At 72.8% G+C, this 14,477-nt stretch carries 10 protein-coding genes; 6 read left to right on the forward strand and 4 right to left on the reverse strand.

What is annotated here, in order from left to right; translation table 11 throughout:
• On the forward strand, positions 1-2,013 hold the full coding sequence (locus AB0M02_RS04395) for an acyltransferase family protein (RefSeq protein ID WP_364221231.1): 2,013 nt from the start codon (positions 1-3) through the stop codon (positions 2,011-2,013).
• 74 nt (positions 2,014-2,087) lie between these two features.
• Here AB0M02_RS04395 and AB0M02_RS04400 read toward each other — a convergent pair whose 3' ends face one another.
• Positions 2,088-2,573: a CAP domain-containing protein gene (locus AB0M02_RS04400; RefSeq protein WP_364221234.1), complete on the reverse strand. Its 486-nt coding sequence runs from the start codon at positions 2,571-2,573 to the stop codon at positions 2,088-2,090.
• A gap of 128 nt (positions 2,574-2,701) precedes the next feature.
• The gene (locus AB0M02_RS04405; RefSeq protein ID WP_364221237.1) at positions 2,702-5,092 is read right to left on the reverse strand and encodes a glycosyltransferase family A protein; all 2,391 of its coding nucleotides are present in this window, start codon (positions 5,090-5,092) and stop codon (positions 2,702-2,704) included.
• A 124-nt stretch (positions 5,093-5,216) separates the two neighbouring features.
• On the opposite strand from AB0M02_RS04405, the gene AB0M02_RS04410 reads away from it, so the two are divergent.
• The 5 genes from AB0M02_RS04410 to AB0M02_RS04430 are packed head-to-tail and all read left to right on the forward strand — an operon-like array spanning position 5,217 to position 11,067.
• On the forward strand, positions 5,217-7,424 hold the full coding sequence (locus AB0M02_RS04410) for a glycosyltransferase (RefSeq protein ID WP_364221240.1): 2,208 nt from the start codon (positions 5,217-5,219) through the stop codon (positions 7,422-7,424).
• A 5-nt stretch (positions 7,425-7,429) separates the two neighbouring features.
• Positions 7,430-8,137 carry a hypothetical protein gene (locus AB0M02_RS04415; RefSeq protein ID WP_364221243.1) on the forward strand — a complete coding sequence of 236 codons (708 nt, stop codon included), beginning with the start codon at positions 7,430-7,432 and terminating at the stop codon, positions 8,135-8,137.
• Positions 8,138-8,148: 11 nt separating this feature from the next.
• Positions 8,149-9,732 carry a hypothetical protein gene (locus tag AB0M02_RS04420; protein ID WP_364221246.1) on the forward strand — a complete coding sequence of 528 codons (1,584 nt, stop codon included), beginning with the start codon at positions 8,149-8,151 and terminating at the stop codon, positions 9,730-9,732.
• Positions 9,729-10,706: a glycosyltransferase family 2 protein gene (locus AB0M02_RS04425; RefSeq protein WP_364221249.1), complete on the forward strand. Its 978-nt coding sequence runs from the start codon at positions 9,729-9,731 to the stop codon at positions 10,704-10,706. Before AB0M02_RS04420 ends, AB0M02_RS04425 begins: the two co-directional genes overlap by 4 nt.
• Positions 10,693-11,067, forward strand: a complete 375-nt coding sequence (locus tag AB0M02_RS04430) for a GtrA family protein (RefSeq protein ID WP_364221252.1) — start codon at positions 10,693-10,695, stop codon at positions 11,065-11,067. The genes AB0M02_RS04425 and AB0M02_RS04430 overlap by 14 nt, the downstream gene beginning before the upstream one ends.
• 359 nt (positions 11,068-11,426) lie before the next feature.
• Here AB0M02_RS04430 and AB0M02_RS04435 read toward each other — a convergent pair whose 3' ends face one another.
• Both AB0M02_RS04435 and AB0M02_RS04440 read right to left on the reverse strand, forming a co-directional pair.
• Positions 11,427-12,689 carry a nucleotide sugar dehydrogenase gene (locus tag AB0M02_RS04435; protein WP_364221255.1) on the reverse strand — a complete coding sequence of 421 codons (1,263 nt, stop codon included), beginning with the start codon at positions 12,687-12,689 and terminating at the stop codon, positions 11,427-11,429.
• On the reverse strand, positions 12,686-14,437 hold the full coding sequence (locus AB0M02_RS04440; protein WP_364221258.1) for a stealth family protein: 1,752 nt from the start codon (positions 14,435-14,437) through the stop codon (positions 12,686-12,688). The genes AB0M02_RS04435 and AB0M02_RS04440 overlap by 4 nt, the downstream gene beginning before the upstream one ends.
• Between the last annotated feature and the right edge of the window lie 40 nt (positions 14,438-14,477).

Consider the following 14,477-nt stretch of genomic DNA (forward strand, 5'->3'; position numbering starts at 1 on the left):
ATGACGGTCACGCTGCCCCTCCGGCGTGCCGGCCGGGCGGCGCCCGCGGCGCGCGGCCCCCGGCACCGCGCGGACATCGAGGGCCTGCGCGCCGTCGCCGTGCTGCTCGTGGTGCTGGCCCACGTGGGCGTGCCCGGCCTGGCGGGCGGGTTCGTCGGCGTCGACGTCTTCTTCGTCGTCTCCGGCTTCCTGATCACATCGCTGCTGCGCCGGGAGTGGGACACCGCCGGCCGCCTCGACCTGCCGCGGTTCTACGCGCGGCGGGCGGTCCGGCTGCTGCCGGTGGCCACCCTGGTGGTCGCGGTGACGCTGGCCGGGGCCTGGCTGTGGGGCCCGCCGGTCCGGTTCCCGGCGTACGCGGGCGACGCGCTCGCCGCCGCCACGTACACCGTGAACCTGCGGCTGGCGGGCGCCGGGACCGACTACTTCGCCGACGGGGCGCCCTCGCCGTTCCAGCACTTCTGGTCGCTCGCCGTCGAGGAGCAGTTCTACCTGGTCTGGCCGGTGCTGATCGTCCTGCTGGCCCGGAGCCGGCGGCGGTGGGTCCCGGTCGCCGCCCTGGCCGCGCTCTCGGTGGCCTCGTTCGCCTGGAGCGTGTCCGAGGTGGAGCGGGCCCAGCCGTGGGCCTATTTCGGATCGCTGAGCCGGGCCTGGGAACTCGGCGCGGGCGCCCTGCTGGCGCTGCTGACCACTCATCAGTGGAGGTCACGGCCGTCACTCGCCTGGGCCGGTGGTGCGGCGATCCTTGTCGCGGCGGTCGCGTTCGACGACGCCACCCCGTTCCCCGGCGTCGCGGCCCTGCTCCCGGTCCTGGGCACCGTGGCGGTCATCGCGGCCGGCGGGAACCGTCTGCTGGAGACGGCGCCGATGCGATGGCTGGGCCGGATGTCCTACGGGTGGTACCTGTGGCACTGGCCGCTGCTCTTCTGGCTTCCCCCGGGTCTCGGTGCGGCAACCGCTCTGCTGCTCGCCGTCGCCAGCCACCGTCTGCTGGAGAATCCCGTCCGTTATCACCGGGCATGGGCGAGACATCCCCGCCGCGGCCTGTTCCTCGGACTCGGCCTCTCCGCCGGCGCCGCCGCCCTGGCCGGGCTCGGCATGCTGGTGCCGCCCACGATCCCGACAGGCGGCGCCGCACCCGACCCGGTCGCCGCCCTGACCCGGTCCGCCGATCCCGCCTCTGAGATGAAACGCCTGGTCACCGCTGCGGCCGGCGCCACCCGGCTGCCCCGCAACCTGACACCGCGGCTGACCGCCGCGGCCCGGCAGCGGCTCGCGCCGCAGCGGGACAACTGCCACGCCGGCCTCTCCGGGCCGTTCCGCCCGGACAGCGACTGCGTCTACGGCGACCGCCGGGGGAGCCGGACCGTCGTGCTGTTCGGCGACTCGCACGCCCTGCAGTGGTTCCCGGCCTTCGACCAGCTGGCCCGGCAGCGCGGCTGGCGGCTGATCAACTGGACCCGCAGTTCGTGCAGCCCGGCCACGGTTGCCCTGGACGAGCGCCTGGCACAGCGCCGGTACCCGGAGTGCGACACCTGGCGGGCCGAGATCCTGCGGCGCGTCGGCGGGTTGCGGCCGGACCTCGTGGTGGTCTCGTCGAGCGTCAACTACCGCCGGGTGCTGGCCGGTGCTCCGGCCGATCCGGACGGCGTCTGGCGCACCGGCTGGGCGCGGACGCTGGGCGAGCTCAAGCGCGGCGGCCGGAAGGTGGTGCTGCTCGGCGACACCCCGTTCTTCGCCGGTGAGCCCGCGGACTGCCTGACCGGCAACCCGAAGGCGATCGGCGGGTGCGCGGCCCCGGCGGACACCGTGCTCACCGAGCCGGCCTGGCGGGAGATCCAGCGGGCGGCGGCGGTCGCGGCCGGGGTGCCGGTCATCGATCCGGTGCCGTGGCTGTGCGCCGCGCGGTGTCCGCTGGTCGTCGGGAACACGCTTGTCTACCGGGACAGCAACCATCTGACCGAGGCGTACGCGCGGTTGCTCACCCCGATGCTGGAACGCCGGCTGGGATAAAGGCGAGACCCCTGCCGTCCGGACGGCAGGGGTCTCGCGTCGAGCCGGCAGGGGGTCCGGCCCGGGATCAGGGATCAGTAACCGAAGTCCTGGGTGAAGTACGGGGTGCCGCCGGTCGAGTACACGGCGCCCACGCCGACGGTCTTCAGCTTGCAGTTCACGATGTTGGCGCGGTGGCCCGGGCTCTTCATCCAGCCCTTGACCACGTCGGAGCCGGTGCGGTAGCCCCACGCGATGTTCTCGGCGCCCGGCTTGGCGTAACCGGCGGTCTTGATCCGGGCCGAGAAGCTGGTGCCGCCCTTGCCGGTGTGGCTGAAGGAGCCGGACTGCGCCATGTACGTGCTGTGCCCGCGGGCCGCCTTGGTGAGGGCCGCGTTGACCGTGAGGGCGGCGCAGCCGTTCTTGGAGCGCTCCACGTTGATGAGGCGGTTGACGTCGTTCTGGAGAGTGGCTTCGGAAACGGGCGCTGCCTCGGCCGGGGAAGCGATCATCGCGGCGGCGCCGGTGAGGGCGGCGGGGACGAGGGCGACCAGGGCGAAACGACGGAGCAGCGAGCGCAAAGGAAACCCTTTCGAAGTACGGCGCCTGGCTTGTCGCCAGGTTCACCGTTCCCTTCGGCGTCTCCTCCGGCCGGTTTGATTCCCGGCAGGGTGCCTGATCGTCGCCGTTCGGTTGCCGGAGTCCCGGGTCAGCCGGTCATGGGTTCCGGCTCCAGCAGGGCCGCGACGGCCGCCGCGTACCGGCCGTGGTGGCTGTTGAGGTTGACGAAGTCGAGGCCGCGCGCGCTCTGCGCCAGCAGGTCGGCGGGGCGGCTGTGCAGATCCCGCACCGTGCCGGCCACCTCCTCCGGCTCGCGGTAGAGCGCGGCCGGGCCGAACGTGGCCTGATAGCGGTGGGGGAGCAGCAGGACACAGCCGGCCGCGAGCGCGATCAGGAGTTCCGGCACGGCCGTGGTGCTCGAGGCGTCCGCCGGGAAATGCGGGTAGAAGTCGAGCTGGTGCAGGAAGGCCCGGGTGTCGACGTCGGACGGACGGTAGACCAGCCAGCCCTTCGGCGCGGCGTGCGCGGTGCCGGAGCGGTTGAGGATCCGCACGTCGAGGGTCTTGGAGCCGGGCAGCATCTCGGCGAGCCGCTCCCAGTCCGCCGGGGAGCCGGTGAAGAGGCGGCCGACCACCGGGCGGTCCGAGTGCGGGCCGGGGCGGTGCAGGCGCCAGCGGTGCAGGTTGACCGTTCCGGGCAGGTCGGCGCGGGCCGGGCGGATGCCGTACGGGCCGCCGGCCAGGGCCACCCGCTCGGCGGGATCGGCCGGTGCCCAGGACGGCGCCACCCCGAACAGGCGGCGGGACTCGGCGACGCACGGCCCGGCGGCGCTCGCCCATCGCGGATCCGCCTCGACCACCACCTGGTCCGCCCGGACGGCGCACGGTGAGCCCGGCGCGAACGCGAGCAGGCCCGGCCCGTGCACCACGATCAGCCGGGCGTGCACCTCGTCGGAGAGCACGACCTGATCCACCTCACCCGAGTTGATCATCGATTGGAGGGCGGGATCCAGGTTGGCGGGGCGCTCGGCCACCGTGACCAGCGCGGGCAGGTGCAGCACGGCCACGGTGCGGCCGGGGCGGGCGACGGCACGGACCCGCTCGCTCGCCGGCCACGCGACGTCGTCCCGCGCGGTCCAGTCACCGGCGAGGATCACGTCGTAGACCTCGCGCCGGCGATCACCGGTCAGCCCGCGCGGCGCGGCGAAGGCTCGCTGCCGGGTCTCGCGAGGCCGCACCGGGTCGGCGTTTCCCGCGGCGACGCGCGCGTGCCACGTCTGAAAGGCCGAGAGGTACGCGTACCGCGCCGGATGCATCCAGCCGGGTGTCATGTCGGAGCCGGACAGCGAACTCGCGCTCAGCCGGATCAGGGCCAGCGGGTCGCCGCCCAGGTGGTGCACGGCGCGGCGGCCGAAGACGGCGCGAGCGCGTTCCACGTACTCGGCGTCGGCGCCCTTGCGGACCGTGTCCAGGTAGCCGAGCCGTTCCAGCGCCGCCTCCCGCCGGACCATCAGCGAGGACAGGTTGTAGGAGCGGTACTCGGGGATGCCGGGCCGGGTGAGCACCAGGTCCTGGGTGACCCGGATGCCCACCGAGGTGGTGCCGAACAGCGTGTCGTCGGCGAGCAGCGGAGCGACCTGCCGCTCCAGGCGCAGCGGGTGCGACCAGTCGTCGGAGTCCTGGAACGTCACGAACGTGCCGGAGGCGGCGTCCAGCCCGGCGTTGCGGGCCACGTAGGTGCCGCCGTTCTCCGGCAGCCGCAGGATCCGCACCCGCGGGTCGATCGACGCGGCCCGGCCCAGCACCGGCTCGAACTCCGGCCCCGACCCGTCGTCGACGACCAGGATCTCGTGGTTGGTCCAGGACTGGGCGACCAGCGAGCGGACCGCGGTGAGCAGCGCCAGCCCCGGCCGGTACGTGGTGACGATCGTGCTGATCCGGTGCGGGGAGCCGTGCCGGGGCGCGTGGTTCGAGCGGATCCGGTCGAACGGCACGTCGCCGTCGCCGTCCAGGGTGAGTCCGGGCGCCGGCAGCAGCGCGTTGAACCGGGCCGGCCACTCGTCCTTGGTGCTCAGGTCGACGGTGAGCGCCGCGCGTACCGGCTGGGGCAGGTCGGGGCAGTCGGCGAGCAGCTTGGCCGCCCGGCCGTGGTCGCCCGCGGCGAAGGCGGCCTGCGCGTGCAGTCCCTGGTGCTCGTGAGCCACCCCGGCGGTGCCGAACGTCCGCAGCAGCGAGTCGAACAGGGCCAGCCCGTCGGCGCGGTCCTCCGGGTGCAGGTCCTGGCAGGTGATCACCCGGGCCAGCTCGCCGAACGCCCACGCGTCGGCGTCCGGGAACAGCCGGCCCTCCCGCGCCCCGGAGATCAGTTCGTCGACCGGGCGGCGGGCCGCGGCGTATGCCAGCAGCGGCCGCGTCCCCGGCGATCGGGTGTGCAGCGCGGCCGTGGCCGGCCCGGTCGGCGCCACCGCGATCAGTTCCCGCCACTGCCGTTCCAGCAGGCCGGTTCCGTACGCGTCCGGTGTCGTGTGCTGCCTGCGCATGAGCCCCCGCAGTCGGATGTCTCGGTCAGCAGGATCAACGGCTGCCGGTGCCGGGCGTGACGCCGGGCGAGCGGCGTTCGTTGTTCCCGCTTGGACACGCCACCGCCGAACATCGGAGAACACCATGACCGAGAACGTCCATGACGTGGCGATTCTCTCGGACTTCCGGTATCCCGGCGGCACCTCGGCGAGCATCGCCGCCGAGGTACGCGCGCAGGCCGGCGCCGGACTCTCGACCGTGCTCGTCCAGGTCCGGTCGCCGCACCTGAAGCGGGACCGGCCGTTCAACCCGCTGATCGTCGCGGCGCTGCGGGACGGCTCGGCCGACCTGGGCGCCGAGGGCGAGCCGGTCCGCGCCCGGCTGCTCGTCATCCGGCAGCCACGGATCTTCACGCGGGACCTGGCGGCGGTACCGCGGATCGCCGCGGATCGCACGGTCGTGGTGCTCAACCAGGCGCCCGGCGACGCCGCCGACCCGGCCCGCTACTACGACTTCGCCGAGGTCAGGCAGCGGCTCGAGGGCTACTTCGGCGCGGACCTCGAATGGGCGCCGATCAGCCCGCAGGTCCGCGACGAGGTGCTCCGGGCGGCACCGGGCGCGCCGCTGGCCGCCACCGACTGGCACGAGATCATCGACACCGCGGAGTGGTGGACCGAGCGCACCGGCCCGGTCGCCGGAGTCCCGGTCATCGGGCGGCACGGGCGGCCCGACCCGGTGAAGTGGCCGCGGACCGCCGAGGAACTGCTCCAGGCGTACCCGGACAACCCCAGCCTGCGGGTCCGGGTGCTGGGCGGGGGCGAACTGGCCGTGGAGAAACTCGGCCGCTGCCCGGAGAACTGGGAGGTGCTAGAGTTCGGCACGGTCGCGCCCGCCGAGTTCCTGCGCGGCCTGGACTTCTTCGTGTACTTCCACGACACCGACCTGGTCGAGGGCTTCGGCCGGACCATCATGGAGGCGATGGCGGCCGGCGTACCGGTGGTGATCGGCGAGCACTTCCGCCCGGTCTTCGGCGAGGCCGCCCTCTACACCACTCCGGACGGTGTCGCGGCGCTGGTGCACAGCCTCCACGACGACCAGCCCCGGTGCCGCGAGATCGCCCGCAGGGCACGGGAGTTCGTCGATCTGCGATTCGGGTACGCGTCGCACGTGGACCGCCTCGCCCAGCGCGGCGTCCACCCGCCCGGCCGATCGCCGGTCCCGATGGAGTCGGCGACCTCCTCGGACGCCGAGCCGGCGCGAGGCGTGCTGCTTGTCAGTGACAACGGCGCCGGCCTCGGCCACCTGTCCCGGCTCATGGCGATCGGCCGGCGTCTCCCCCCGGAGACCCCGGCCGTGGTGGCGACCCAGTCGCACGGCGCCTCGGTGGCGTACCGGGAGGGTTTCCTCACCGAGTACATCCCCTCGCGCCGGGTGCTCGGGCTGCCCCGGCAGCGCTGGACCGAGCTGCTGCGCAGCCGCCTGGAACACCTGGTCGACCTGCATCGCCCGGCCGTGGTGGCGGTCGACAGCGTCCCGCACGACGGCATCGTCGCGGCCGTGCGGGCCCGCCGCGACGTCACCTGGGTCTGGGTGCGGCGCCCGATGTGGCGGCACGGCACCGGCACCGAGTGGATCGAGCGGGGCACGGTTTTCGACGGGATCCTGGAGCCCGGCGAGTTCGCCGCGGCCGCGGACGAGGGCCCGACGGTTGAGGACCGCGACCGGGTGCACACGGTCGAGCCGATCACCTATCTGGACCGGCACGAGCTGGTGGACCGCGACGCCGCCCGGGAGGCGCTCGGTCTCGACCCGGAACGGCCGGCCGCGCTGCTGCAGCTGGGCGCCGGGAACATCAACGACATCTCCACGCCGGCCGCGCGGATCGCCGGGCGGCTGCGGGAGGCCGGCTTCCAGGTGGTGCTCGCCGAGTCGGCGATCGCGACCGAGCCGATGCCGGAGGTTCCCGGGACGCATCTGGTGAAGCTGTACCCGATCAGCCGGTATCTGCGCGGACTGGACCTGGTGATCAGCGCGTCGGGCTACAACTCGTTCCATGAGCTGCTGGCGTTCGGCGTACCGACGGTGTTCGTGCCGAACCGGGAGACCTCCCTGGACGACCAGGTGAGCCGGGCCCGGTTCGCGGCCGCCGCGGGCGCCGCGCTGATCGTCGAGGACCCGGAGGGCGAGGACCTTGACCGGGTGCTGGACCGCGCGGTGCGCGAGGACGTGCGCGCGGACCTGAGCCGCCGCTGCGCGGAGATCCGGATCGGCAACGGCGCCGCCGCGGCCGCCCGCTGGCTCGTGGGCCTCGCCGACCCCGCACTGGCCGAACCGACCCCGACCGGAGCGTGACACCGATGTCCGAACCCTCCACCGACCTGGCCGTGCTGCCCGGCGACACCCCCGAGCTCGATCCGGACCGCCTCCAGGCGCTCGTGGTGCGGCTGCGCACGGTCGAGCAGCAGCGCGACGCCTGGCGTACGCGGTGCGAGGGGCTGGCCCGCGAGCGTGACCAGGAGCGCAAGGCCGTGCGGCGGCTGCGGGCCAGTGGTTCCTACCGGCTCGGGCGTACGTTGATCACGTTCGCCCGTGACCCGCTGCGCTCGTCGCCGCGGCTGGTCCGGCGTCTCTTCGGCCGGATGCGCGGCCGGGGCCCGAAAGCGCCGCGCAAGACCCGCGTCGTCGCGGCCGCACCGCCCACCCACCTGTACGTGGCGATCGGCCTCGGCCTGCCCGCGCTGCGCACGTTCACCCACGCGCTGCAGCGGCGCCTGCTGGTCGAGCTGGATCACCGGGCCGTGGTGCTGACCGACGACCCGATGTTCTCGCTGCTGCGCAACCGCGGGCTGGTCATCGAGTACCTGCCGGACCGGCGGACCTGGCACCAGCACCGGCCCGACCGCCCCTGGGACGGTGTGCTGGCCGAGCGGCTCTCCCGGCTCTGCGCCGAGCACGCCGCGAGCCAGGTGATCTTCGTCGATCCGGACGCCCCGCCGACGCTGGCGGAACTGCTGGACAGGCTCGACACAACCCCGACGGCGCAGCGGTCGTTGCAGCAGTCGTGACCGTCGAAACCGTGACAGTACGGCAGCAACCGGGCACCGGCTCCGGATTGTGGCACGGCTCCGCGCCCGGGCAGCCCGCGGACGGCCGCCGGCTCTGGGGACACGTGCTGCGCCGCTGCGTGCTGGTTCCGCTGATCGTGCTGGTCCCGCTGCTGGCGGTGGCGCCGCGCGGCGACCACCGGTTCAACATCTACTGGCACGGCGGCATGTTCCGCGACGACCCGCTGCGGATCGTGTCGCACACCGTCGCGACCGGGGAGACGTATCTGCGGCTGGGCAACTTCCGCCCGCTCGGCCGGATGACCGAGAAGTCCCTGGACCTGCTGGCCTTCCTCGGCATGCAGCAGCTGCACCTTCCGGCCACCGTCGCGCTGCGCCTGGTCACGGTCGGTGCGGCGATCCTGCTGACGTTCGCGGTGGTGCTCTTCGCGGAGAGCGTGCTGACCCGCGGACGGCTGTTCGGCACGGCGCCGTCGACGGTTGCGCTGCTTCTTCCGTACGCGGTCGGCGCGGGCCTGGTCGCCGCCGGGCGCAACAGCACCACGACGCTGTTCGGTGGCCTGTACCTGACCACCGCGGCACTGGTCCTGCTGGTCGCCGTCGCGGCCTGCCGGCTGGAACGGCTCCGCTGGTGGCACGCGGTCCTCGCTCTCTCGGCCGGCGGCGGTCTGGCGGTCTTCAACGAGCCGGCCTACTTCGCCGTGCCGCTGGCCACCGTGGCGGTGCTGGCCCGCGGGCGGTTCGTCCTCGGGCAGGGCCCGCGGCAGCTCCTGCGCTCCGCAGGGGTACGCCTGACCGCCCTGCTCTGGGCCGGTTTCCTGCCGGTCTTCGCGGCGGTCCGATGGGTCATCCGGGGGTACTGCGCGGACGGCGGCTGCTACCACGGGTCGGACCTCGTGATGGACGGGAAGGGACTGCTCGTGCTGCCGGCCCGGATGCTGGCCTGGGCGCCGCCGGCACAGTGGCACGCGGCGACCGGATCCGTGGCGGGGGACTGGCTGTGGGGGGTGTTCCCGGTCGCGGCACTCCTCGTGATCGGTGTGCTCGTCCTCCGTACGATAAAAGGGGTTTCATCAGCGACGCGGCCCGCAACCCGGCCTCTCGCAGGTCTCGCCGTCGCCGCCCTGGCCCTGCTCCTCTTCGGAGCCCTGCCCGCCGCGCTCAGCGTCGAGGTACACACCAACCTGGCCGGAACCGCGCTCTGGACCGAGGGCTGGCGCGACTCGGCGACCACCGCACCCGCCGGCATGCTCCTCGTCGTCGCTCTCGCTCTGTTGATCACCCGGGCCCGGCGCCGCTCTCTCGCTCTGCTGCTGGCCGGCCTCGCCCTGGCCGCGACCGGCTCCGCGGCAGCCAACCGGTCCTACGCCGACCAGTCCGCCCGCTGGTCCACCTCCCAGCTCGACAACCGGATCTCGCTGGCCATGGGCGCCTTCGAACCCGGCGGCGCCGGAGACGCGCGGCGCTGCGCGTTGCTCGCCGAGGCGCTGCGCAACAACGGCGGGGGACCGTTCCAGCAGCAGCGCTACACCGACTCGCTCGACATGGCCGCGCGAGCCCTCGCCGGCGTCCCGTTCTGCCGGGTGGGCTCATGAGCGACTCGCTGATCTCCGTGGTGGCCCCGATCTACAACGAGGGCGCCGGCGTGGAACGGTTCGTCGCGCGCCTGGCCTCGGTGATGGGGGAGGCCGGGCTGCGTTTCGAAGTGGTGCTGGTCGACGACGGGTCCAGCGACGACTCCTGGTCGCGGATCGCCGGGCAGGCCCTGCTCGACCCTCGGGTGCACGGAGTGCGGCTGTCGCGGAACTTCGGCAAGGAGGCGGCGCTGCTGGCCGGCCTCGATCACGTCTCGGGCGACGCGGTGGTCGTGATCGACTCGGACCTGCAGCATCCGCCGTCCGCGATCCCGGCGATGGTGCATCGCTGGCAGGCCGGCGCACAGGTGGTCGAGGCGGTGAAGCGGAACCGGACCGGCCAGTCGATCGGCAACCGGCTCAGCGCTCGGGTGTTCAACCGGGCCTTCACCGGCCTGACGAAGGTGGACCTGGTCGACGCCACGGACTTCCGGCTGCTCGGCCGGCCGGCGCTGGAAGCCCTGCGGCGGATGCCGGAGCACTCGACGTTCTTCCGTGGTACGAGCAGTTGGATCGGGTTCACCCGGGACACCGTCGAGGTGGACATCGACCACCGGGAGGGCGGCGCGTCCCGCTGGACCATGCGCGGGCTGTTCCGGCTGGCGGTCAACGGGTTGACGTCGTTCACGTCGGCGCCGCTGCATCTGGTGACGCTGGCGGGGCTGGGGTTCGCGGTGTTCGCGATGGTGCTCGGCGTGCAGACGCTCGTCAGGTGGATCAGCGGGGGCTCGGTGGCGGGGTTCACCACGGTGATCCTGTTATTGCTGGTCACGGGGACCTTTGTGTTGATCGGGCTCGGGGTCATCGGGGAGTACCTGGCTCGGATCCACGAGGAGGTTCGGGGGCGGCCGCGGTATCTGGTGCAGGAGCGGGTCTCGAGTCCCGTGCCGAGTTCCCCGGACAGCTGGGTTGTCGAGCAGCGTGCTGAGCGGTGACTTCGGGCGGTTGTTCCGGTATGCGGTCAGTGGGGGGCTGAGCGCGGCCACCCATTTCGGCGTCGGCCTGGCCTGTTCGGCGGTGCTGCCGGCGGTGCCCGCGTCGTCGATCGGGTTCGCGGCCAGTGTGGTCGTGTCGTACGTGCTCCAGCACACCTGGGTGTTCCGGTCGGCGGTGGGGCACGGGGTGGCGGGCGCGCGGTTCCTGAGTGTGACGGTGGCGGCGTTCTCGCTGAACGCGGTGGTGCTGTGGACGGGGACTTCGCTGCTGGGCGGCCCTTACGCGGTCGTGCAGGGGGTGGCGCTGGTGCTGATTCCGGCGCTGAACTACGCCCTCAACTCCCGCTGGACCTTCACCTGACGTTGCGTGTGGAGTTGGGGTGCGCTGGTGGGCCCAACTCCACACACGCACACGGTCACGACGTTGCGTGTGGGGTTGGGGTGTGGAGCGGGGCGCAACTTCACACGCGCGGTTACGGCGTTGCGTGTGGAGTTGGGGTGCGCAGCGGGGCGCAACTTCACACACACGCGGTTACGACGTTGCGTGTGGAGTTCGGGTGCGGAGCGGGGCGCAACTTCACACGCGGAGGGGCATGGCCGGCGGGGCCGGACGGCTCGGTGTTGCAGGTGGTCGCGTGACTCATGAGAGCTGGTTGGTGTGCGCGTACCGGAAAAATGGGCGCACCGGCCGGAACCGGCACGCCTTGCGCAAGGGGCCGCTCAGAGGCGATGGGCTTCGCGGACCGATGTGACGCCTCGGGTGTCGAAGAAGCGTTTGGCGATGCGGGCCAGGTGGTCGGGGTCGTATTCGCGGTGGTTCTGGACCAGGATGACCAGGTCGGCGGAGGTTGCGGCGCCCTCGAGGTCGTCGGTGCGCTCTACCGGGACGCCGCCTACGTCCCAGGTGCGCACGTGCGGGTCGTGGTAGGCGACGGTGGCGCCGAGGGAGGCCAGGTGGCGGGCCAGGGGTGCGGCTGGTGACTCGCGCTGGTCGGCGATGTTGGCCTTGTAGGTGATGCCGAGCAGCAGGACCGTGGCGCCGCGGACCGCCTGGCCGTCGGCGTTGAGCAGGTTCTGGGCGCGCCGGGCCACGTAGGCCGGCATCGTCGTGTTGATCTCCTGGGCCAGCTCGACGAACCGGAAGGGGTAACCGAGCTTGCTGCGGACGTTGTGGGAGAGGTAGTTCGGGTCGATCGGGATGCAGTGGCCGCCCACGCCCGGGCCCGGGTAGAACGCCTGGAAGCCGAACGGCTTCGTGGAGGCCGCGTGGATCACGTCCCAGAGGTCGATGTCGAGTTCGTGGCAGAACCGCGCCATCTCGTTGACCAGGGCGATGTTGACGTGGCGGTACGTGTTCTCCAGCAGCTTCGCGGTCTCGGCCTCGCGGGTGGAGCGGGTACGGACGACGGTCTCCACGAACCGGCCGTAGAAGCGCGAGGCCACGTCGGTGCAGGCCGGGGTGTATCCGCCGACCACCTTCGGGGTGTTGTGCGCGCCGAACCGCTCGTTGCCCGGGTCGATGCGCTCCGGGGAGAACGCCAGGTGGAAGTCGATGCCCGCGGTCAGGCCGGAGAGCTGCTCCAGAAGCGGCCGGACCACCTCGTCGGTGGTGCCGGGGTACGTGGTCGACTCCAGCACCACGAGCATGCCGGGGCGCAGGTTGCGGCCGACCGCCGAGGTGGCGCCGACGACCGCGCGCAGGTCCGGCCCGTCGCCCTCGGAGAGCGGGGTGGGCACGCAGATCACCGCGGTGCGGGCCTGCGCGATGAGGGACTCGTCGGTGGTCGGCAGGAACCCGCCGGCCAGCATCTCGTCCACGTCGGAGTCGGACAGGTCGTCGACGTGGGAGCGGCCGGCACCGAGGGCGCTCACCACGTTCTCGTCCACGTCGAAGCCGAGCACCGACATGCCGGCCCGGATCGCCTGCTGCGCCAGTGGCAGTCCGACGTACCCGAGTCCGAGGATGACGACGTCGTAGCTCACGGTAGGACTCCTTTGCTGGATGAAACGGTCAGGCCACCGGTGGCGGGTCGGCGGGGCGCGGTGAGGGCGCGGCTGCGGGGCCGGTGCAGCTCGAACGGCGAGGGGAACGGCAGGTACGCCGGGAGGAACTCGGCGAGCAGCGCTTCCTGCTCGGGCACCGCGGCGCTGTGCACGTCCACGTCGTTGAGGCAGAACGCGTCGGCGTCGCGGTGGCGCAGCAGCCGGGCCAGGCGCAGCGGCGTCTCCGGCTTGGCCAGGTCGGTGTAGAGGTACTTGATCTTCCCGGGGGCGGCCCGCCCGGTCAGGTACGCGTAGTACTGCTGCAGCGAGGAGAGCAGCGAGATGTCGTCGGGGTGCCGGAACTGGTGCCCGGCGGTGGCCGTCACCTGCTCGGTGAACCGCCGCTCGATCTCCGCGATGACGCTGCGCCGCGACGGGTGCGGCGTGTGCATCATCTTGCGGGTCAGCATCCGGCCGAACGCCTGCTCGATGAGCCGCCGGTTGTTCTTGGCGGCCGAGTCGGCGGGACGGTCGGCGGGCCCGCGCGGTGCGACGTCGACCCGGGCGGTGGACGGGAAGAACTTCGTCAGCCCGCCGGGGGTGAAGAACAGGTCCGGTGTGATCGGTCGCCCCAGGACGACGTCGTCGTTGAGGTACAGGAAGTGCTCGGCGAGCCCGGGGATCCGGTGCAGCCGGGACTCGATCGCCTGCGAGTTGAAGGTGGGCAGCGTGCCGGTCTCGCCGAAGATCTCCCGGTGGCTGACCACGGTGAGCCGGGGATGGGCGAGGTCCAGCCAGTCCGGTACCTGATCGTCGGTGACCAGGAAGACGCGGCGCACCCAGGGGGCGAAGTAGTGCAGGGCGCGCATCGAGTAGCGCAGTTCGTCGCGGCTGGCGTACCGGGAGTCGTTGGCGGCCTGGTCGCTGACCTCGGTGACCCAGGGGTTGCCCGCCAGGGCGTGTGCCTTGCGGCGCTGCCAGGCCGGGTCGGAGCCGTCCACCCAGGTGTAGACCACGTCGATCGGGAAGCCGATCCGGTCCGGGTCCACCGCGGTGAACACCTCGCGGGTCCGGTAGCAGGTCTCGTCGCCGGGTGTGCTGAACGGCCCGAAGATCGGCTCGGCGGCGACCACGGCGAGCTCGTCGACGCCGATCGAGTCGGCGATCGGGTTGCGCCGGGGTGCGACGAGCCGGCCGTCGCGCTCGGTCCAGAACTCGACGTCGCAGGCGTACTGGGGTCCGAGCAGCATGCTGCCGCCGGGATCGGTGACCGGCCAGCACACCGACAGCACCCGCGGCGCCCGGCGGTGGCGGCCCGCGGGCAGCAGCGTCCGGAGCAGTCCGTGGTCGCCGGAGGTGAGTTCCTTGAGCAGGCGCAGCACGCGGTCGCGGTCGGTCTCGCGGACGGCGACGGTGGTGCGGGTCGCGACCTTGGCGGGCACCCGGAACCAGTCGACCCCGGCCAGGTCGAGCGCGCGGACGACCCGGTCCAGGTTCTGCCGGCGGATCTCGACCGGGCCGGTCCGGGTCTCGACCCGGGCGGCCACCAGGCCTTTTCCGGTGCGGATGCGCAGGCTCACCGGCTTGGTCCGGCTTGCGAGACGCACCGGGGCGAGAGGCATGAGCGTACGGGCGATGCGCAGCCGCCGCTCCGGAGCGATTCGGGGGAGGACGCGGTTCTCGACGGCCTCGAAGACCCGTCGCCGGACCGCCCAGGGGGCCAGCCGGAGGATCTGCCGCAGGGTCACGCCGTCGTCCTTTCGCCGCGTTCTCCGAGCCTTAACGCCA

This window comes from Actinoplanes sp. NPDC051861 (assembly GCF_040681145.1).
Classification (GTDB): Bacteria; Actinomycetota; Actinomycetes; order Mycobacteriales; family Micromonosporaceae; genus Actinoplanes.